This is a genomic window from Bremerella cremea, from assembly GCF_039541315.1.
GTDB classification, from domain to species: Bacteria; Planctomycetota; Planctomycetia; order Pirellulales; family Pirellulaceae; genus Bremerella; species Bremerella cremea.
Genome location: NZ_BAABFZ010000004.1, coordinates 572750 through 592516, shown reverse-complemented (window position 1 = coordinate 592516; position 19767 = coordinate 572750). Strand labels below are relative to the sequence as shown.

Genomic DNA, 19767 nt, shown 5'->3' with positions numbered 1-19767 from the left:
GAAAGGAGGGCCAAACGGGCTGAACAATGGTTCTACGAGCGATCCGAACCGGCACGGCGGCCAGGTCGGGCTTCGCTTTCGCGGACAATGTTCAAGAAGAGCTCTTCGAGCGTGGTCGTTGGGTTTTCGACCGAGATGTTCTCGGCGTTTTCCCGTTCGAGGATGGCTCGGATCTCAGCCTTCGCTTCTTCGCTGACTCCCTTGGCACGAATCTGGGTTTCGTCGCTCACCTTCAACAAGGCATCGACACGGCCCAATTCCTTCAATTCACCCTGGTGCAGAATGGCGATTCGGTCGGCAACGTCCTGCAAGTCGGCCAGCTGGTGGCTGGTGACCAGAACGGTCTTGCCTTCGTCCTTGAGCTTCAGGATCAAGTCCTTCATTTCACGAATACCGATCGGATCGAGCCCGGTCGTTGGTTCGTCGAGGAAGATCAGCTCAGGGTCGTTGATCAAGGCCTGGGCCAGACCAATACGACGGGTCATACCTTTCGAGTATTCCTTCAGCTGGCGTTTGGCCGCCCACTTCAGACCCACCATTTCAATCAGGTCGTTCACCCGTTTCTGGCGAACGTCGGCTGGCATGTTGAACAGCTGGCCATAGAAGTTCAGCGTTTCGCGGGCATCCAGAAAGCGGTAGAGGTACGACTCTTCCGGCAGATACCCGATGCGTTCCTTCGTGGCGATGTTCGTCGGATCTTGCCCGAAGACAAGTGCCTGACCACTGGTGGGAAACAATAGCCCCAGCAACAACTTCATCGTGGTCGACTTGCCGGAACCATTTGGTCCTAAAAGACCAAAGATTTCGCCGCGACGCACTTCAAGGTCGAGTGCTTTCAGAGCTCGGACTTTTTGACGCCCCCAGAAGTCGCGGTAGATCTTGGTCAGATTTCGCGTCTCGATGATGACTTCGTTGTTGGACGAGGGAGCGGACGATTGCGGTTGAGTGTCTACCGATGCCATGGAACCTGTTTCAAGCCACGGTGATGGTTGGTACGAAAGAGATAAGATGAGGAAAATAGTGAACTGCTTCGGGCGATCTTGCGCCAAAACAGTCCGATATCCCCTGTCTACGCAGCGGAGCCAGCTTGGTTCGGCTAGCTTTGCCTGCTTTTTCTCTCGCCTTCTTACGAAGCGGAAAGAACTTAAGGGAAAAGTCCGACTATAAATGGGGCTTCCCCCAGTGACAAGGAACCAAACCTGGGCAGTTTGGTGACTTCATGGGATCTTCCCCTGTTATTGTCCGCATTCTACCGCTTATGCGGGCTTGATCTGCGATTTACGTAGCCACACCTGCCCCACACGATTGAGGGGATTTTGTTTACGAATCCTCAGCGCGCCGCGGCTGCGGAACATAGCTGGTGGACTGGGGTATGTAGCTAACAGGGACTTGTCACTTATTAAAGCCTACCGCATTCCCTTCAGCCGAAACGGTTCGATTCGTGTGACCAGGTCACTAGCGAACAAAATAACGTCAAAAATCGTGTCAAAAACACTCGGTTTGAGGAGTCAACGCGGGTATCATTCATGTACCTAGCGTGGGGGAGCGTTCCGCTTGTCCCCAGACCTCCTGCCTAGACTTCTCAGGGATCGCCTCGAAATGAATCGCCGTGCCGGTTTCACGCTTGTCGAATTGTTGGTCGTGATCGCAATTATCGGGGTGCTGGTCGGTTTGTTAATGCCTGCGGTGCAGCAAGCGCGAGAGTCTGCTCGCCGTATGCAATGCACCAACAATCTCAAGCAGCTTTCGCTGGCTACCCACGTCTATCACGATACCTACGACACCTTTCCGCCCGCGTGGGATGGCACCGGTCAATGGTCGGGCTTAGCTCGAATCTTGCCGTTTATCGAGCAAGGTCCACTGGAAGCCGCAATCAACTGGGGAACGTCTTACACCGCCTATCAGTCGAATGGGTCGGCTGCGAATATCCTGAATGTCGGGGTGCCCCTTCCAGCGATCGAGCTCGACATGTTCAAGTGCCCTTCGGAAGTGAACCTCCGGGCGGTCGACGTTACTGGCGATGGTGTGCCGGACCATTTCCCCTCGAACTATGCCATGTCGCACGGCACTTTTTTGGTCTACGACGGAGCCCAAGGGGGTGACGGGGCCTTCGGTGCGAACCGTTTCACGCGGATTTCCGAGTTCGTTGACGGCACCAGCAATACAATGGCTCTTTCGGAAGTGAACAGCTTCACGCGGTTTTATCAGGGTTCCGAGTACGACAACTCGCTGACCAGCCCGCCTAGCCTTTCCGACGTCGCAGGCCTGATCAACGCGAACGTGACCTCCGGCAGTGCCCCCAGCGGACATACCCAGTGGGTCAGCGGCAACGTTCAGCAAACCGGATTCACGGCGTTCTTTACCCCAAACACAATCTTCAACATCGATGGGCGTCTGCAGCCAGCCGACTTCGTGAACAACGGCGAAGGCGCAGGTGATGTGGCCGACAATCCCTGCATGGCCGCGGTGACCGCTCGCAGCTTCCATCCTGGCGTGGTGAATGTCGCCTTTGTCGACGGAAGCGTAAGCAAGGTGACTGAAACCGTCGATCTTAACGTCTATCGCACGGTTGCCACCCGATTTGGTGGCGAAGTCTCCCTCCGCAACAAGCTTTAAGATGCTGGCAAGCCGTGCGGATTGGGTAGGAACTTCAATGGCAGTTTGTACAAATTGCAATCCTTACAAACCGCATTGCTAGCACTTTCAGGCCGCAGATTTTCTTTATCGCCGTAACTTGCACATACTAATTGAGTTACGGCTTTCTTTTTGAAATCGCATCTTCCATTGGCACGCAGGGTGCAATTAGCTCAACCAAGCTCGTACGTCCGTTCCCTGAAACAGTCGTGCAATCCTCCAAAAAGAGTGTGTTTCGTCTGTCCAACGACATACATTCCCGTTTCTGACAACAAACGTCCGTCTCCTGATCCCTGGCCGGTTTACTTCCCGCAGTGAACCGGCCTTTTTTATTTCGAACCTGGGACAATCAGTTTGCTACTTTCGACACGGCTACAGCGTCGCCCAGGCAAATACTCCATTTAGCGGAAATCTTTTTCCGTTAAGATGAAGGGAGTTTCAGGCCACCCTTTTGCTGACTTTCTGGGAAAGCCACCTCGTTGGACGCCAGTCAAACCGCCCCCGACTCGCCCCTTTATCAGGAATCGCTGGATTATTTGTTCCAGCGAATCAACTACGAGCGGACCACCGATATCCCTTACCGTTCCCGCAGCTTCAAGCTCGACCGGATGCAGGCCTTAATGGATGCTCTGGGAAACCCCGAGCGTCAATTGAAGATCGTCCATGTGGCTGGCACCAAGGGAAAGGGTTCGACGTCGGCCTTTCTGTCGAACATCCTGTGGAAATCAGGCTATCGCGTCGGGCGATTCACTTCGCCTCACCTCGAACGCCTGGAAGAACGGTTCTGGCTCAACGGCGACAACTGTTCGGCGGAAGACATCGTCCAACTGGTCGACACCATCCGTCCGATCGTCGCCAAGATGGACGAAACGGCGACCCCGGACGACCGGCTGACCTTCTTCGAGATCACCACCGCGATGAGCTTCTTGCTGTTTGCACAGGAAAACGTCGACTTCGCCGTGGTCGAAGTAGGCCTGGGTGGTCGACTCGATTCGACGAATGTTTGCGAACCTGAACTCTGCATCATCACCAGCATCAGCCGAGACCACACCGCCCTGCTGGGCAATACACTTGCCGAGATCGCAGGTGAAAAAGCGGGCATCATCAAGCAAGGCATCCCGGTTATCAGCGGTGTAACTGCGGACGAAGCCCAGACTGTTATCACCCGGGTCGCTGCCGAACACGCAGCACCGCTCTATCACTTGGGCGAGCAGTTCCAAAGCCGCGTGGTCGAAGGTTCGTGGCAAGAGAACGCTCACGGGGCACTCTTCCAACAAGCGTTCGACTTCCAGTGGAAGTCCGAGAAACCCCAATCGTTCACACTGCGAGTGAAAGGGGATCATCAGATTGCCAACGCAGGGCTCGCTATCGCAGCCGTTCGTTTGCTGAACGATGCAGGCCACGCCGTTTCCAGGGAAGCAATCCGCGAAGGCCTTGCCACCACTGCCCTGCCCGCCCGGATCGAGTGTCTTTCGGAAAGCCCGGTCGTCATCGTCGACGCGGCTCACAACGATGCGTCCGCCGCCGCACTGGTAGGCGTCCTTCAAAAGCACTTCCCGAAGGCGCGCCGCCGCATGGTTTTCGCCTCAAGCGGCGACAAAGATCACGCGGCCGTCCTGGGGCAACTGCTCAAAGCGTTCGACAAAGTCTGGCTTACCAAGTACGGCTTCAGCCCACGAGCAACGAGCCCTGACCAGTTATTCGCGATTGCTGAAAAGATCGCCCCGCAAGCAGGGTCCTCGATGGTAACGACCGAAGATGCCAAGGCCGCATTTGACGAAGCGCTTACCGAAACAACTGCAAACGACGTGCTGGTCATCACCGGCTCGTTCTTTATTGCAGCCGAATTCAAACGCTTTTGGAGCGAGACGAACGCCAACCACAACGCGGCCACTTCGACCGCAGCTAACTAATGCTACTTGCCGGTTCGTGCAATGACGCCATCCCAATCGGCTGGCGGTCGCTGCTGATGTTGTTGCATGAATTGCGTCAACAACTTGCCTGGCCCAAAGCTGCCAGGGATCTCTTGAAGTAATCGCCCGGCCGATTGCCAGTCGCCATCTTCAAACTGAACGAGAGCCTGAGAAAACGTCGGCACCCAGTCGTGGTCGCCGGTGTTCACGGTGAAAACTTGGGTTGGATGTCGAAGACCTGCCAGTCGAAAACACCCCAGCCGGACGAAGGAACTGGGCGGCATCGACGGATGACACTGCAACTTGGCCACCACGTTCTCGTCCAGCAGCAGCGGAATGCCAAGCGGCTTGGTGAGTCCCTCGATGCGCGAGGCAAGGTTCACGGTGGGACCGAACGCGGTGACTTTAACCTGATCGCGACTTCCGATCATGCCCGCGACCGCCGGCCCGGCTGCCATACCGATCCCTGCCTTGGGTGCAGATTCTCCGCAAAGGAAGTCTTCCCCGGCCAGCTTCTGTACCAACTCCCAGGCGGCCTGGATCGCTCCGAGTGGGTTCTCTTCCATGGGAACCGGCCAGCCCCAAAAGCCCATCACCGCGTCGCCATGAAAGTCGCCAATCACACCTTGCTGAGCCAGAATCGCGGAGGTAATCAGCGACAGCGTTTCGCTCGTCTGATTCAAATACGGAATCAAGCGATCGAAGTGTTCTTCCGCCGCGGAGGTGAATCCTCGCAGATCGCAAAACATCACCATCAGCTCTGCTTCGCGAGGTGCGAGGAAGCTTTCCAGGTCGGTCACAACATGATCGAGCAGCCCTGGCGTAAAGAACTGGTTGAGCTGCGACTGACGACGTTCGAGCGCCAGGTTGCGTGAGAGATTTGCGAAAGTTGAACCGACAAGCTCGGCAAACTTAATGTCGTCTTGCAGCAGTTCGACTTCCGGCAGGTTGCCATCGAGTTGTGCTCGCGTCCCCGAGATGTACAGTGCCGCCTCTTGATGCAACTTGATCTTCAAGGGGATGCACATGGCCCAGTCGTGCCCGGCGACCTGGGTATAGTCAGAAGCATCGCTGTCGGAATCGACCGGCCAAACATGCAGCACGCACATTTGCGTCTTCGTAGCGTTCTCGATTAACCCTTGGCTGCATCCGCCGGGGGTCGAGATCCCATCGCGGCTATCCCACGCGACCGGTATGTAGGCGGCGACTTCGCTCTTCTCTTTCTCTAGCAGCACGACGTCGGTTGAATGTGGAATCCCTTGCAATAACTGCTGCAGCATGATCGTCAGCAGCTGCTCGTGATCGGTCGAAGCAGTCATCTTCGAGACCAGTTCGGTGAGCAGTTCGATCCGGCCTGGCGTCTTGCGGAACGAGGTTGCCCGGATCTCTTCCGGGCGAATGGTCACTTCCGTCTTGGGACTTCGATGCGGCAATGGCATCGTCGGCTCGCTGTTCTCGAGCAGAAATTCGGTGTGCCCGATCACGAAGTGCTTGCCAGGGTCGAGCATGAACGAGATGCGAGGCCGTGAATCGTAGAAGACCGGATTGACCGCTTCTTCAATCTTGCGGACCTCGAGCTGAACGCCATTCCAGGTCAGCGAAGCATGTTTGGACGAGACCTGTTTGTCCCATGAGACAGGAAAGATCGACGTCGTTCGCCCCACAACAAACGGCTGGTTAGGGACCAGTCGACGCCGCCATCGCTGCGAAGAGAGCGTATCTCGGGCAAACAGTTCGGCCATCTAGCTCTCGATATCAGGGATCGACGCCCGTCTTCGAGGGCGCGACGATCGTCGTTAATTCGTGCGGTGGAATCACGCTGCCAGTATCACCAGTTGCCATGGCTCCCTTCGGCACACGCCGCAGAGCCCCCCACACAAAATACCACAACGTAAGAACGACGAGAACAATCAACGTTGCCGCCAGGATCGCCTGACGCGAGAGCTGGTTCCCGAGTTCATAAATCGGCTTCACGGCGAACGAGTGATCCTCTTGCACAACAACCACCAAACCTGTGGCCCCCTCCACGTTGATTGGCTTGCCTGGGCGATGTGGCAGCGGGACTTCTTTCGCGGCGAAGATCCAGTTCTGGTCGTACTCTTTCCCAAGCTCGTCGCCACCCAAAGGATCTTTACCAACAACGGGCTTCCCTTGCTCGAACTTTGCGAGCTTGACCCGGTAACGATCTTCTTCCGAAAACCGGATTGGAACCTGCTGCTGCTTCTCGAGCAGTTGGTCGAACAGCGGATGCTGCAGAATCACACCGTTGGTCGGGGCATCGCGTCCATCGACGAGCACGGCAAACTGATGCTCGGCTGGTTCCAAGCTGGTGAACTTGCCAACATCGACCGACATCGCCACGACGGCCACGATCTTTCCTTCGTGCCGCATCGGTGTCGCCATACCAACTTTCCAGGTTCCCGAAGCCGTACTATGAAACACGGCGGAAAGATGCGTTGTCTCATCGGGCGCTGGCGTGGGAGCGTTCGGGGAAAGATCTTCCCGTCCGCCATGGAAGTAAGTTCGATAGCCAAAGTAACCACCGATCGGCGAGACCGACGGCTCGAGATCGAAGGAGGACGCCAGGTGAAATCCCTGGGCATCGGTCACGAACCAACTCGCCGTATTCTTCTGGGAAGGCAACTCGAACTGATCGCGAACGCGTTTCTGGAGTGGTTCGCGATTGGGGTGCTGCTGGAAGGCGACGCGGTCAGGCGTTTGATCTCGGCCGGTGGCACGTACCTCGTGCAGCCTGGCAAGCAGAGGTTTGAGCTCTGGATCTTCGATCGTTTGCACGACTAGCTTAATGAACTCTGGATCGCTGGCCAGTCGCTCGACTTCCTCGAACCGGGCATTGATGGCATTGGAAACGTTGGTCGCGGCCAACTCTGCGGCGAACTGATTGCTCTCGTACGCCTTCGAGATCATAGCGTGCTCGGAAGCCAGCATCGCCGTCTGGTAGTTCTGCCAGCCGAAGAACAACCCGATCGTCAACAACAAGGCTGGCCCCAAAATCCCCAGCAACAGCAGCGGGCGACGATATCGCTGACGTTCTCGTTCGTTGAGCGTCTCGAGCACCTCTTGAACGTTGTGGAAGCGATGTCGCGGGTTCACCGAGACCGCGCGATCGATGATCTGAATCAGTTCACGATCGACGCCGGGGATCTTCTTATGTTCTTCGGGTGGGGGTGAAGTGGCTATTACGTGGCGGTATTTTTCCAGCCTTTGTCGCAGTCCGCGTGAAGAATCAATTTCGCCGACGCTGGAAGAAGAGCGAAACGGAGGCTCGCCTACCAGCATCGTATAGAGGATGGCTCCCAGGGCGTATACGTCCCAGCGGACATCAGGCGTTGCTTCGATGTCCGCTTGTTCCGGAGCCATGAAGAACAGCGTCCCCAGCGCAGGTCGCTGGTCGTGGGAAAGCCGGGACTGTCCGAAATCGGCGATCCGTGCCTTCCCGTCCTGATCCAATAGAATGTTGGCAGGCTTCAGATCACAATGAAAAATGCCCTTACCATGAGCATGCAGAAGCCCAATCACGACATCGCGAAAGATGTTGATGGCTTCTTCGACCTGCATGGCTCCGCCCCGACGGAGGTGATCCTCCAACGAGCCATTGGGCAGATATTCCATGACATAATAGGGAGGCTCCGCGTTCCAACCCACTTCCAAAAGCTGCACGACATAGCGATCTGCGGAAAGAAAGACGAGTTTCTCGACTTCCGCAGCCACCATGCTTTCATCGAGCGACCCTCGATGGTGGTAGATTTTGACGGCGACCCGTCGCCCGGTGTTCTGTGCGGTGGCAACCCAGACTTCGCCATAGGCCCCACGACCCAGCAAAGAATCGAGGTCGTAGCCCGGGATTTCGCACGGAGGCTTCCCCTTGGGACGGCTGAGATTTTTAGCCGCGCTGAGTTGTCCCGGGGTTTGTCGTTGCGTTTCGTCCAGGCTCATAGCATCGCAAGCAGGGGAAGGTTGGAATGATCGCCTCATTTTACGGCCAATTAACCTCGGAACCAATCGTTACCAACCGCCAGATTTCCTCGACATCGTGAAAAGCGTTACGAGGGTTTTCTATTACCGGCGAAAAATGTTGACGACGAAAGGAAATTTTCATGCGTAATCTTCTCCGACACCTGCGTTTGCCTGCGGTCGCCATGCTGCTGCTGGCAGGCGGCACGTCGGTTTCGCTTGCCCAGACCAGCGAAACCACCGAGCCACTCGACGGGAAAGACGGGCGACCACTGGCCATCGGAGAGTTTCGACCCGAGCCAGCGATGAAGGTTCGCCAGACGAACCTCACGCACGCCAAGTTTCCGGTCGTCGACGATCACACCCACTTCCGCTATCGCCTGAAGCACTCGCCTGAACAACTAGACGATTTTGTCGGCGTGATGGATCGCAACAATATCGCACTGTGTGTGAGTCTGGATGGTCGCCTGGGTGACGACTTCGACGATCACGCGAAGTATCTGTGGACGAAGTACCCCGATCGGTTTCTGATCTACGCCAATATTGACTGGCAAGGCGAGGGGGATCCGGATAAGCCAGAAACCTGGGCTTGCCAGCGTCCTGACTTCGGTCGTCGCATGAGCTTGGAACTTGCCGAGGTGAAGAAACGAGGCGCCAGCGGGCTGAAGCTCTTCAAGCAATTCGGACTTGGCTACAAAGATGCTGATGCTTCGCTGCTGAAAATCGATGACCCCCGCTGGGATCCGATCTGGAAGGCCTGCGGCGACCTCGGTCTACCGGTGATCATCCACACTGCCGATCCAGCCGCATTCTTCGAGCCGATCGACAACACCAACGAACGCTGGGAAGAACTTTCGCGGCATCCTGACTGGAGCTTCTACGGCGACCAATTTCCGTCGCGCGAAGAGCTTCTTGCGGCACGCAACCGCGTGATTGCTCGTCATCCAGAGACGACCTTCATCGGGGCGCACTTTGCAAACAACTCGGAAGACCTGGCGACATTATCGCAGTGGCTGGAGCGGTATCCGAACCTCTACGTCGAGCCTGCCTCGCGAATCTCAGAACTGGGGCGCCAGCCCTATACTTCCCGCGAGTTCATCATGAAGTATCAGGATCGGATCTTATTCGGTACGGATGGACCATGGCCGGAACAGCGGCTGCACTACTATTGGCGGTTCTTCGAGACCTTCGACGAGTACTTCCCCTACTCCGAGAAAGTCCCGCCCCCGCAAGGCCTGTGGTACATCTACGGAATTGGCTTGCCTGACGAGGTGCTCAAGAAGATCTATCATCAGAACGCCGCGAAGGTGATCCCAGGGGTTGAAAAGAAGCTGAAAAAATACATGGCTCAGCAAGAAACAACGATCGAGCCATGAAACCACGGCACGTTTGAACGATCAGCCACCTCCTTCGTAGAACAAATTGATCATCGCCCGGCAAACATCGTCAAATCGAGGTTTGTCACCGATTGCGACTGCGATACATTGGGCGAGCCCTGGCCGCAGCGCTGCGTCTGCAATGCTAGCAAAGGCCGAAATTCACGGAGGAGATTTAGAGATGTCCCGTTACCCGTCACTCATGCTGGCGACACTGACCCTGTCGCTTCTTTCTGTTCATAGCGTTCTTGCTCAGCAAGTCTTTCCTGGTGCCCAAAGCCGCGAAGACGTGGTGGTCCGTCAGTCGACCGCCGTGCTGAATGAAATCATGGCCATTCCTGCCAGCGGCATCCCTCACGTGATGCTCGAAAAGGCGGAGGGGGTCGTTATTATCCCCAACATGATCAAAGGGGGTTTTGTCGTCGGTGTGCGACATGGCCGCGGTGTGGTGCTGGTCCGCGATGAAAACCGCGTCTGGCAACCACCTCAATTCGTCACCATGACCGGCGGTAGCGTCGGCTGGCAAGCTGGCATTCAGGCCACCGACGTCGTACTCGTCTTCCAGACCAAGCAAAGCGTCGAAGGGCTTCTGCGTGGCAAGTTCACCATTGGTGTCGACGCCGCTGCGTCCGCGGGCCCAGTGGGACGCAACGCTTCGGCCGGTACCGACCTTTCGCTGAAGAGTGAAATCTACTCGTACAGCCGCAGCCGTGGTTTGTTCGTCGGGGCCTCGGTCGATGGAAGTTCGCTGCAGATCGACACCACCGCAAATCGCAACTATTACGCCAGCACCGGCCTGACACCGACCGGTCAGCAAGCCACCAATACGCCAGTCCTGCCGGCTTCGGCCGCGGAACTGCTGCAGACGATCACCCGTTACTCGGACAATCCTGTGCTCGAACCACAACCGAACACGGTCTATCCGAACGCCACGCCAACGCCTGCCCCCACCGAAATGCCTGCGATGGTGCCCCCTCAGAATGGCCTCGGCATCGATCAGCTTCGTATGGAACTTGCCGCCGCATCGAACCGGCTCGGCAGTGTTCTCGACGAACAATGGCGGGGCTACCTGGCCTTGCCGAAGCAAGTTTACGAGCAAGGTCCGCACCCAAGTCCTCAGGCCCTGCAAGCGGCGATCGCCCGCTACGATCAGGTCGCTGGCAACGCCAACTATGCTCCGCTGACGCAGCGGCCCGAGTTTCAGCATGTTCACGGGCTGCTAATCACCTACACCGATGCCTTGGCCGCGATGGCTGCCGAGAACGGGGCGATCCAACTGCCACCACCACCAGGGGCAGCGACGACGCTGGCACCGCCACAGTAGTTTGCCACTGGCAAGCAATTCGATTCTCACAAAGAAAGAGCGGACAGCCTGTCAGGTTGCCCGCTCTTTTTCATTTGGGGTGTTGAAGAATGCCCGCTTCTAACGAGCTTCGCCTTGGACTGTCACCACCAGGCGGCGACGACTGGCATGGTTGCGATGTTCGCATAAATAGATCCCCTGCCAGGTACCAAGATTCAAGCGTCCGTCGGTGATCGGAATGGTGACGCTACTGCCCAGCATGGCGGCTTTGATGTGAGCAGGCATGTCGTCGGGACCTTCCATCGTATGCACATACGGGAAGTCTTCTGAGACGATCTTCGAGAAGGCCATCTCCAGGTCGACCTGGACGTCGGGATCGGCGTTCTCGTTGATCCCGAGACTCGCCGAGGTGTGCTGAATAAAGACATGCAGCAAACCGACCCGAATGGTGGCCAGTTCCGGCAGCTCGCTGAGGATGTCACGCGTGACGAGATGGAACCCACGCGATCTTGCACGTAGGGTGATTTCTTTTTGAATCCAGGTCATTCTGGCCCCCCAAATATGCCTTCATGTTCGTGAAAAATTTGGAGCAAGGAAAAAACTTTTCGCAAGGGGTCTTGCTGTCTGATCGCTACAGCTTCACCAGACATTGAGGCTTCGGCAACCCGTAAGGTGAACCGGGTACGGGCTAGAAGCTTCCTTTAAACTGACGTTAACGCAGGCTGTTTTGCTCGTTTGGTAGTAGTTTTTGCCTTTTGCTACTTCCGACCTATTCTTTAGATCGGAAGATATTGAGCTTCTTAACGTTAACGAGACAACTCCCCTTGCGGCAACCAGCGGAAAAATCTATTGACACGTTAAGCGATCAATAAATAATCGTGTGCTTGATCGAAACCTAGGAGGATCCATAGGGGAGATCAACGGCCAAGATTCAAGACTTTCCGACCCACAAAGAAATTACCAATTTTTAATGGTCGAAGTGGAGGCCGTCAGTATCGCAAGCCGAGAACTGTTGGGACGAGAGCCCCAAATTTATCTTCTCGGCTTAGTGCTGTCTCACGAGCGAACGGATATTGCTCTTAATACCCGTGCAAGGAATGCTGGCACAAATTTGACTGCCAGTTCCTTCGATCGATTCAAAACCAAACGGCACCGTACGCCGTATATAAGTCACGCCCCAGCGCGATTCAAATGTTGAAAGTAGGTGTTTCCTAAGATGCAGAAAATCAAGAACGTTTTCGATGCGATCCTGAAGTTCGGCCACGACGAAGACTTCGTCCCGGATGCAGGTGATGAGTTCATCCCAACCGACGCCCCAGCCGGTTCCGAAGCGAAGATCGAAGTTCTTCGCCGTCGTGTAGAACAAGGTCTACCACTGTGGCACGAAGAAGATCGTTGCGACTACTCGGGTCTGACCGGAGCGATTCGTCCTCGCGAGTGATCTCTCGCTGACGACGTATCGGATGATACAAGATGAATGAGGGGTATTGTAGCACCCCTCATTTTTTTATGCGCGATCGTCAAAGTTGATGGTTCGTTTCTGCCGGGTTTCGCGCACTTCTCGTAGGATGGCTACTCACGTCGCTAGCGGACGGCCATCGATGTCCGCCTGACGCACCTTACTTGGATGATGGCTATCGCACTGTGAAGGGCGTAGCCATCCTACGTTTTCTACAATCACACCCGCCCCTGGCGTGATTAGGCCGCGATCCGCATCGGTTTCGTGGCCGGCTGGTTCACTTCCTGGGTGAATACCAGCGTGATGCGCTCTTCTTGTTCAACATCTGCGATCTCGTGCACGTCCAGCTCGTCGCGCAGGATCAGCAGGTTGGAAGGCGCTTGGATTCCAAGACGGACCTTATCGGCTCCGACTTTAACAACGGTGATTAGGATCTCTTCGCCCAGTCGAAGCTTCTCACCTTCCTTGCGGGAAAGGACTAGCATATGAATAAACCTCCATGTTTATGCGGTCGTAAGAATGATTGAAATCCAGAAATCATGCGACTTGCGGCCAATCCATTGGCCGCGGCTGCCTGGTGTTAGGCAGCCACTTGCAAGGCGGAAGCACTCGACAATTGCGTTCTGAGGAACCGCTCGCCACTGGCTCCATAGAACAAAATCGTGTTGGTATCGGTCTCCCAGATTGCCGTGCATTTGACGCTACGAGGGCCATGCAAGCAGAAATAGATCCCACAGGGATCTTTGGCTCGCACGATCACGCGCTCGGTCATGGGGAATACGCCCGGCTCTAGTTGCTCTTTGTCACATAGAATCTGGTAAATGTACTGCCGAAGGTGTTCCAACTGAGTGAAACACGGAGTTTCAGCGGCCATAGGTTGGGGATGCTCCGTATTGATCCGGCTTATCTCTAGTCGCCACCAGACATAGGCCGTTTGGGTAATCTAGGTTAAGTGTTTGCAAGGTTAGGTATCGGCAATAGGGACGGCAAAATTTGACATAGATAGGATAGGAAGCATGGGAAATTTACGATCTATGCGCGAACAAAAAGCCTGCAGGCGATTCACCTCCAGGCTTGAGTCGATTTCGCTAGTTTTCCCGAGAACTTAGTCGGTTGAAGAGGCTGCCATCACCACAATCTGCTGCCATGCCGGCACGCCGACACTCCACAAAAAGCTTCCCCACCATTCGTTGCCAGCATCGAAGTAGTTGCACCAATCGGTTGGCCAACTCAACAGCAACGGGTCGTCTGCCAGATCGTTCAGTAGGCCGTGTAGCATCGACTGCAGCATGCGATCGACTTCTTCCGGTGTCTCATCCAAACGATACGGCGGGCTCGACATTGCGTACGCCAGGCCGTCTGAGATGCCACCATCGATCCGAGGCAAAATGTTCGCTGGCTTCGGCTCGGCATGGGCATAGAAGAAACAGTTCGGATAATCCCTTTTCCCATCAACGATGAGCTCGCGTCGCGCGAGGTCGTAGCGATTCCCGAGAAACTGCTCGACGGTGATCGTTTTTGGATTCAGTCTGTCGATGGCAGCCGCTTCGTCGTGAATGTTCGGAAGCCGGCAACGCGGGATTTGACGGACTTGAGCGACTTGCTGTGCCCAGCGTTCATTGTGATCTCCAAGCTCGAGAAACGCGAGGCGAACAGCCTCGCGATGGCTTTCGATCAGATGAGGCGTCGTCGATTGGCAAAGAAAAAACTCGACGACGCCACCTGCTCGCTCAAACCGCTCCAACAGCCGCTGTTGGGCCGGTGAGAAAGGTATGAGCTTCGGCATATTACTTCTGCACCTTTTCATATCGCGAAAAGGCACCAGCGACGTCGGCTTCTTCCGTCGTCCCTTCATGCAGCAGCACGCGGTAACGGAGGTTCATTTCTTCGCCTGGCTTAATCGTGTGATCGCCTGACTGAACATTCTTGCCAACAAAGTCATGCACGCCGAATGGATTCGCGGCGAACAGACCATAAGTACGCACATGCCAATAGGTTGGATAGCCGTAGCTGGATGGGTGATTCATGATAGTCACGCCCACGGTCTTGCCCTGAACGGGACCGTAGTAATCGACCCAGGCCGACTGCTTGGCCCATGCATCTTTGTTTTTCACGCCCTTGTCATTGACGATCGTCCCGCCCATCTTGGCGTCGGTCTTCATCGTGCCGGCTACGCGGATCCCAAAGGTCCCTTCTTTGGTGTCGCCAAAAGTGACCGGCTCATCGACAGGCGTCACGGTGACGTCATAATCGAAGTACTGTCGGCCTTCGTCCTGGCCGAAGGTGATCGACCGGCGATCTTTGCATAGAACTTTGCCTTCCGGCGTTTCCCAACGATTGAGCGACACGATCTGGGCGGTCTCACCATCCGAGATCTTCTCGAACTTCTCGTGGACGATCACGCCCCCTTCGCCTTCTTTCTCCAGCCAGAAGTCCGTGCCATTCACCTTGCCGTGGGTGAACCAGACGCTGCGGTGATGAGGATGGTCGTTCTTTTCATTCTCGCCGACCGATTCAATCGGATAGCGACGCGTCATCGGCACGCCATCAGGGCCGAGCAAAGGATATAGAATCGGCTTCGAGCCGCTTTTCTTCAAATAGCGAGTGACCAGTTTGCCATCGTAGTGAACGGTGAGCCCGTCCTCCTCTTGCGTGATTTCATACGTCTGAGCGACGCTAACACTGGCAAAACTGAGAAGCAACAGCAGACTGAACAAGCGGTGCATGCGCGGCATATCCTTAGGACTCGGGTGGGATATCGAAGGGGTGAACAGCAAATACTGTTCTCATCCTACCTGAGAGCTATTCCGCAATCCAGCAACCACTTACTTTTGTGCGGCAGAAGCCCGCTTGATGTAAGCATCGAATTTGACCGGCTTGGCCTTGGCCAGATCGGCCTCGATCGACTGGATGAGCTTGTCATCCGAGACATTGAGCGTCCAACGATATTCGTGGCGGCTCTTCAGCGAGACAATCTTCGATGGATCGGCATTCCGAATCGTCTTACGAACTTCGGTCGGAACGGCCCCACGGCTCTTCACTTCCGCATTGAGCGACATCCGTGCTTGAGGCAAGTCACTTCCCATCGAAATGAAGTTCAGCATCGCCGACCAGTCGCAGAACTGCGAATAAGCATCCGCCAGCGGCTGGTCCTCGATCTTCTGCAAATCGGCTTCATAGATCAAAGGATCGCCCGACAGCTTGAGAACCCGAGTTCCCGGATCGTAGCTGGTCTGAAACGAGGGATCCTTCAGGAAATCCCACAATGGGTTCGATGGCAAATCGCCGTACTGCTTGAAATAGGTGGCATGCTGCAGGACGTCTTGGGTCGACATCGTGGTCCGGACCGCGGTGTCTTGTCCCTTACCAGGGTCCAGCATCGTGATCTGCCCGGTCGAGAAGTCGATGATCGTCACCTGGCGTGGTGGCGTCATCACGACGTCGTAGATTTTGTCCCCTTTGAAAACCGTCTGATAAGACGCCACCGGCGATCGTTCGTTTCCACGATAGATGGAAGTCGCCACCTGAAAATCGGCAGCGTTGCTCACACAAACCAGCGAAGACCAAACAGCAAGAACGGCGGTGGGCAGAGTTGCAGTTTTCACGATCAAATCGGCTCTGGGAATAAAGTTTCTCAGGGAAGATTGGGACGAATGCCCGAACCTTACCTAATTTCCGCGAGCCGAGTCCAGAGGAATCATCGCTACGCGCCGGTCGCGATGATAGTGCTAGCAATTCGCCGGCTTTCGCGGTCGGCCGCGTGAATTGGTTCTGGCGAGCGATGCCCGGCAAAGCAACGCGTGACCATCGTCTTCATCAGGTGGTCGTCGACCCCATAGCCCAGCGAGACGTACTGGGGATGCTTCGTCTTGGCGTGGGGCAAGATGGCGTAACCCAGCAGATCGTTCGGCTCGGTTTGACTCGCCGCGATCGGCTCCCAGACGCCAACCTCTGGCAGATCGTTGGCAATGGTTCCACAGATTCGTTTCTTCGCGATCCCAATCGTAGGAATGCCGGCGAGTGCTCCCAGCATCGTGGCGATCCCTAATCTTCGCGGGTGAAGCCGTCCGTTTCCATCGACCAACAAAAGATCCGGGAGCGTCCCTTCTTCCTGCATCGTGGCGAGCAACTCCAGGTGCAGTGGCAGTTCACGGAAGGCAAGGTAGCCGGTGATATACGGAAACGAAACCGGCCGGCAGATCGAAGCATGGCTGATGAGGGTCTTCCCATCGACGTCGAACCGACTGCAAACCGCAATGCCTTGATTGCCGGCATAAGAGACATCGAGCCCAGCGATCGTGCGAATATCGCCCAGCATCACTGGCGGCCGTGCTCGACAAACGAAGTTCGTCTGCCAACCTTTCAGTTCCAGCAGTGGCATCGAACCCTTGGTCAGGGCGAAGCGATGCTGCTTCAAGTTGACCTTCGATTCAGTGACTTCGATCCCTTCGGCCTGCAGCCGTGCGATCTTTTGCTGCACGTCGCCGCTGAAGTACAGCCCGATGTCACCAGTTGATCGGACGACCCGATGCGAAAGCTCTCCTAAGGGACAGTCTGCCTCCAGAAGCCACGTTGCCACCCAGCGACTAGCGACCGAATCGCCTAAGGCCTTGGCCAGATCGCCATAGGTCGTCACTTTGCCGGCCGGTACTTGCTGAAGTAATCCGGTTAGCAGTTCTGGCAGATCAGCGATTCGAAGCTGAAACGCTTCGACTACCTGTCTGAGGTCCGATAGGCCCATCCATGCCGACTTTCATGCTAGCGAGGTTCACTCGGTGAGTAATTTTGCCGGGCATACCAGGCCCGCGCCACAGCATAAGCGCCAATGCCTAACGCGGCACCAATCGTATCAGCCAGCAGATCAGCAGGGTCAGGCGTTCGCCCTGCGACCAGCATCTGTGTCAGCTCATCGAACATCCCCAACGCCACCATCGCCAATCCGACAAGCACTGCCAAAAGAGGCGTCCAGCGATAGTTCCAGGCCCGCAACGCTAACAGCGTCACAAAAGCCAACACCGCATAGATCGTCATGTGAGCGATCTTGTCAGCATGAGGAAACAGAATCTCGTTGGGCTCCTGCCGCAGCGGCCAATGGGTCGCTGTAAATGCGATCGCCCACAACGCAACCAAGACGATGGTAGCCAAGAGGGGCAGTTTTCGCAGCGACATAAAGGGATCCCGGCAGGGTAGCAATAACCAGCCTCCAGCCTAATCGACGCCAGATTCCCAAACAACCATGGCGTGCCTTGCGATAAAGGGCTTGGATCCAGTATGGTTTCTAACGATTATAGGTCCTGGGCAACTCTCCCGATTCATCAACCCACAAGGCGTGAAATACGCATGGCCATTCTGATTACCGGCGGTGCCGGCTTCATAGGTAGTCACCTGACGCAGATTCTGCTGAAGCAGTCGGACGAAAAACTGGTTACGCTCGACAACTTCAACGACTACTACGATCCCGCCCTGAAGCGGGAGAACGTGAAGCCAGTCGCCAACGAATCGCGAGTTACCCTGATCGAAGGGGATTTCTGCGATTCGGACAAAATGAAGCGACTGTTCGACGAACACGACATCGATCAGGTCGTTCATTTGGGGGCCTATGCCGGCGTGCGGATCAGCGTCCAGAAGCCACAGATGTATCAACATGCCAACGTCGGCGGAACGCTCTCGCTGTTGGAAGCTGCCCGGCATCACCCCGTCAAACGATTCCTACTGGCCTCGTCGTCGACGGTCTACGGTAAAGGTGCTGGCATCCCGTTTTGCGAGAACGCCCCGCTGGGCATCCCGGCCAGTCCTTATGGTGCGACCAAGCGTGCCGCCGAACTGCTCTGCTTAACCTATCATCAGCTCCATGGCGTGCCGACGGCCTGTTTGCGGCCATTTAGTGTCTATGGACCACGCCTTCGCCCTGACCTCGCTTTGACGATCTTCGCCAAGGCTGTCCACGAAGGGACTCCGATTCCCTTGTTCGGCGATGGCAGCATCCGTCGCGACTTCACTCACGTCAGCGACATCTGCCAAGGCTTCATCTCCGCCCTCACGGCTGATGGGGTCGTGGGGGAAGAAATCAATGTGGGGCATAGCGATCCGATCGAGATGCGTCGGCTGATCGAACTGCTGGAGAAATCGTTCGGGAAGAAGGCGGTAATCGACTATCTGCCCGAACGCCCGGAAGACCTGCCGGTGACCTACGCCAATCTCGAGAAAGCCGAGAAGCTGCTCGGTTATTCCCCGAAGGTGCTCATCGAAGATGGCATCCAGGAATACGTCGACTGGTACCGAAGCTGGCACGGCTAATGGAATCTCGCCGGCGGTCTTGATAGGCTGAACATGTCGCCGCCCACCAGGCTCACCTTCCCCCCTTCCCTCCCACAAGCGAATTGACCTCATGCGTTGCTTTTCAATGCTGGCCTGCTGGACGCTGATTGCCCTCCTGGCTTGGCCCTTGGCTGCCGAAGAAACTAAGACCAAGACGCGTTCGCTGTTCGACGGCAAGTCGATGGACTTGTGGAATGTGCCCGAGTTCGGTGGCGAAGGTGAAGTCGCCCTGAAAGAAGGGGTGATCACCATGGGCCAAGGGGTGATGCTGACCGGCATCACCTATAAGAACAATGACCTTCCCCGCAATAACTACGAGCTGACCTGGGAAGCCCGTCGCACGATGGGGATCGATTTCTTCGCCGCCGCTACCTTCCCGGTGAAGGATAGCCACTGCAGCTTTATCAATGGCGGATGGGGTGGAGCGGTGGTCGGCCTGAGCAGTATCGACGGCGTCGATGCCTCCGAAAACGAAACGACCCAATACGTCGCCTTCGACGACAACAAGTGGTACCGCTTCAAAGTCCGGGTCACGGACAAGAAGATCAAGGCCTGGATCGACGATAAACAGGTCGTCGACGCGAACATCGAAGGAAAGAAGATCTCGACCCGCAACGAGGTCACTCTTTCGCAGCCACTCGGTTTCTCTGCGTGGCAAAGCAGTGCTGAAATCCGAAAGATCGAAGTCACCTCGCTGGCCAAATAAGGCCGGCTATCCGACGAGGCTTCGATCCCTCAACCGATCGTTGATCGCCTCGCCGCCAATATCCGCTGACGTCATCTCGGCCC

Annotated in this window: 18 protein-coding genes; 7 read left to right on the top strand and 11 right to left on the bottom strand. The window is 56.0% G+C overall.

Annotated elements, in window-relative coordinates:
• Positions 1-32: 32 nt before the first annotated feature.
• Positions 33-962 carry an ABC transporter ATP-binding protein gene (locus ABD890_RS17035; RefSeq protein WP_345092327.1) on the bottom strand — a complete coding sequence of 310 codons (930 nt, stop codon included), beginning with the start codon at positions 960-962 and terminating at the stop codon, positions 33-35.
• 637 nt (positions 963-1599) lie between these two features.
• On the opposite strand from ABD890_RS17035, the gene ABD890_RS17030 reads away from it, so the two are divergent.
• Both ABD890_RS17030 and ABD890_RS17025 read left to right on the top strand, forming a co-directional pair.
• On the top strand, positions 1600-2616 hold the full coding sequence (locus ABD890_RS17030; protein WP_345092325.1) for a DUF1559 family PulG-like putative transporter: 1017 nt from the start codon (positions 1600-1602) through the stop codon (positions 2614-2616).
• Positions 2617-3113: 497 nt separating this feature from the next.
• A complete protein-coding gene (locus tag ABD890_RS17025; RefSeq protein WP_345092321.1) occupies positions 3114-4547 on the top strand; it encodes a bifunctional folylpolyglutamate synthase/dihydrofolate synthase in 1434 nt (477 codons plus the stop codon).
• 2 nt (positions 4548-4549) lie between these two features.
• Here the strand turns inward: ABD890_RS17025 and ABD890_RS17020 are convergent, their stop codons facing one another.
• Positions 4550-6289, bottom strand: a complete 1740-nt coding sequence (locus ABD890_RS17020) for an adenylate/guanylate cyclase domain-containing protein (RefSeq protein ID WP_345092318.1) — start codon at positions 6287-6289, stop codon at positions 4550-4552.
• Between the two features lie 13 nt (positions 6290-6302).
• The gene (locus ABD890_RS17015) at positions 6303-8504 is read right to left on the bottom strand and encodes a protein kinase domain-containing protein (RefSeq protein ID WP_345092315.1); all 2202 of its coding nucleotides are present in this window, start codon (positions 8502-8504) and stop codon (positions 6303-6305) included.
• A 203-nt stretch (positions 8505-8707) separates the two neighbouring features.
• On the opposite strand from ABD890_RS17015, the gene ABD890_RS17010 reads away from it, so the two are divergent.
• Both ABD890_RS17010 and ABD890_RS17005 read left to right on the top strand, forming a co-directional pair.
• A complete protein-coding gene (locus ABD890_RS17010; RefSeq protein WP_345092430.1) occupies positions 8708-9898 on the top strand; it encodes an amidohydrolase family protein in 1191 nt (396 codons plus the stop codon).
• A 181-nt stretch (positions 9899-10079) separates the two neighbouring features.
• On the top strand, positions 10080-11222 hold the full coding sequence (locus ABD890_RS17005) for a lipid-binding SYLF domain-containing protein (RefSeq protein WP_345092312.1): 1143 nt from the start codon (positions 10080-10082) through the stop codon (positions 11220-11222).
• A gap of 99 nt (positions 11223-11321) precedes the next feature.
• Here the strand turns inward: ABD890_RS17005 and ABD890_RS17000 are convergent, their stop codons facing one another.
• Positions 11322-11747, bottom strand: coding sequence for a secondary thiamine-phosphate synthase enzyme YjbQ (locus tag ABD890_RS17000; RefSeq protein ID WP_345092309.1), 426 nt, complete (start codon positions 11745-11747; stop codon positions 11322-11324).
• 670 nt (positions 11748-12417) lie between these two features.
• On the opposite strand from ABD890_RS17000, the gene ABD890_RS16995 reads away from it, so the two are divergent.
• Complete coding sequence (locus ABD890_RS16995) at positions 12418-12642, top strand: hypothetical protein (protein WP_345092306.1); 225 nt, start codon at positions 12418-12420, stop codon at positions 12640-12642.
• 257 nt (positions 12643-12899) lie between these two features.
• Here ABD890_RS16995 and ABD890_RS16990 read toward each other — a convergent pair whose 3' ends face one another.
• The 7 genes from ABD890_RS16990 to ABD890_RS16960 all read right to left on the bottom strand — a co-directional run bounded on the left by ABD890_RS16990 (position 12900) and on the right by ABD890_RS16960 (position 17829).
• Positions 12900-13145, bottom strand: a complete 246-nt coding sequence (locus ABD890_RS16990) for a carbon storage regulator (protein ID WP_345092303.1) — start codon at positions 13143-13145, stop codon at positions 12900-12902.
• A 95-nt stretch (positions 13146-13240) separates the two neighbouring features.
• The gene (locus tag ABD890_RS16985) at positions 13241-13432 is read right to left on the bottom strand and encodes a hypothetical protein (RefSeq protein ID WP_345092300.1); all 192 of its coding nucleotides are present in this window, start codon (positions 13430-13432) and stop codon (positions 13241-13243) included.
• A 333-nt stretch (positions 13433-13765) separates the two neighbouring features.
• Positions 13766-14446: a hypothetical protein gene (locus ABD890_RS16980; RefSeq protein ID WP_345092297.1), complete on the bottom strand. Its 681-nt coding sequence runs from the start codon at positions 14444-14446 to the stop codon at positions 13766-13768.
• Position 14447: 1 nt separating this feature from the next.
• Positions 14448-15386 (bottom strand): DUF6807 domain-containing protein, encoded by a 939-nt coding sequence (locus ABD890_RS16975; RefSeq protein ID WP_345092294.1) that lies wholly within the window; start codon positions 15384-15386, stop codon positions 14448-14450.
• Between the two features lie 99 nt (positions 15387-15485).
• The gene (locus ABD890_RS16970) at positions 15486-16265 is read right to left on the bottom strand and encodes a hypothetical protein (RefSeq protein WP_345092291.1); all 780 of its coding nucleotides are present in this window, start codon (positions 16263-16265) and stop codon (positions 15486-15488) included.
• A gap of 98 nt (positions 16266-16363) precedes the next feature.
• Complete coding sequence (locus tag ABD890_RS16965) at positions 16364-17401, bottom strand: endonuclease V (protein WP_345092288.1); 1038 nt, start codon at positions 17399-17401, stop codon at positions 16364-16366.
• A 17-nt stretch (positions 17402-17418) separates the two neighbouring features.
• A complete protein-coding gene (locus ABD890_RS16960) occupies positions 17419-17829 on the bottom strand; it encodes a VanZ family protein (RefSeq protein ID WP_345092284.1) in 411 nt (136 codons plus the stop codon).
• A gap of 171 nt (positions 17830-18000) precedes the next feature.
• Here ABD890_RS16960 and ABD890_RS16955 point away from each other — a divergent pair, with 171 nt between their 5' ends.
• Together ABD890_RS16955 and ABD890_RS16950 are read left to right on the top strand one after the other, a co-directional pair.
• Positions 18001-18957: an NAD-dependent epimerase/dehydratase family protein gene (locus ABD890_RS16955; RefSeq protein WP_345092281.1), complete on the top strand. Its 957-nt coding sequence runs from the start codon at positions 18001-18003 to the stop codon at positions 18955-18957.
• A 91-nt stretch (positions 18958-19048) separates the two neighbouring features.
• Positions 19049-19684, top strand: coding sequence for a 3-keto-disaccharide hydrolase (locus ABD890_RS16950; protein ID WP_345092278.1), 636 nt, complete (start codon positions 19049-19051; stop codon positions 19682-19684).
• Positions 19685-19767: the final 83 nt, after the last annotated feature.

Bases quoted from the DNA above. Each gene is read 5' to 3' on its own strand.
- ABD890_RS16980 (WP_345092297.1), bottom strand. From the start codon at position 14,446: ATGCCGAAGCTCATACCTTTCTCACCGGCCCAACAGCGGCTGTTGGAG.
- ABD890_RS16950 (WP_345092278.1), top strand. From the start codon at position 19,049: ATGCGTTGCTTTTCAATGCTGGCCTGCTGGACGCTGATTGCCCTCCTG.
- ABD890_RS17005 (WP_345092312.1), top strand. From the start codon at position 10,080: ATGTCCCGTTACCCGTCACTCATGCTGGCGACACTGACCCTGTCGCTT.
- ABD890_RS17035 (WP_345092327.1), bottom strand. From the start codon at position 962: ATGGCATCGGTAGACACTCAACCGCAATCGTCCGCTCCCTCGTCCAAC.
- ABD890_RS16955 (WP_345092281.1), top strand. From the start codon at position 18,001: ATGGCCATTCTGATTACCGGCGGTGCCGGCTTCATAGGTAGTCACCTG.
- ABD890_RS17030 (WP_345092325.1), top strand. From the start codon at position 1,600: ATGAATCGCCGTGCCGGTTTCACGCTTGTCGAATTGTTGGTCGTGATC.
- ABD890_RS17000 (WP_345092309.1), bottom strand. From the start codon at position 11,747: ATGACCTGGATTCAAAAAGAAATCACCCTACGTGCAAGATCGCGTGGG.
- ABD890_RS16995 (WP_345092306.1), top strand. From the start codon at position 12,418: ATGCAGAAAATCAAGAACGTTTTCGATGCGATCCTGAAGTTCGGCCAC.
- ABD890_RS16960 (WP_345092284.1), bottom strand. From the start codon at position 17,829: ATGTCGCTGCGAAAACTGCCCCTCTTGGCTACCATCGTCTTGGTTGCG.
- ABD890_RS17020 (WP_345092318.1), bottom strand. From the start codon at position 6,289: ATGGCCGAACTGTTTGCCCGAGATACGCTCTCTTCGCAGCGATGGCGG.
- ABD890_RS17015 (WP_345092315.1), bottom strand. From the start codon at position 8,504: ATGAGCCTGGACGAAACGCAACGACAAACCCCGGGACAACTCAGCGCG.
- ABD890_RS16965 (WP_345092288.1), bottom strand. From the start codon at position 17,401: ATGGGCCTATCGGACCTCAGACAGGTAGTCGAAGCGTTTCAGCTTCGA.
- ABD890_RS16985 (WP_345092300.1), bottom strand. From the start codon at position 13,432: ATGACCGAGCGCGTGATCGTGCGAGCCAAAGATCCCTGTGGGATCTAT.
- ABD890_RS17010 (WP_345092430.1), top strand. From the start codon at position 8,708: ATGCTGCTGCTGGCAGGCGGCACGTCGGTTTCGCTTGCCCAGACCAGC.
- ABD890_RS16990 (WP_345092303.1), bottom strand. From the start codon at position 13,145: ATGCTAGTCCTTTCCCGCAAGGAAGGTGAGAAGCTTCGACTGGGCGAA.
- ABD890_RS16975 (WP_345092294.1), bottom strand. From the start codon at position 15,386: ATGCACCGCTTGTTCAGTCTGCTGTTGCTTCTCAGTTTTGCCAGTGTT.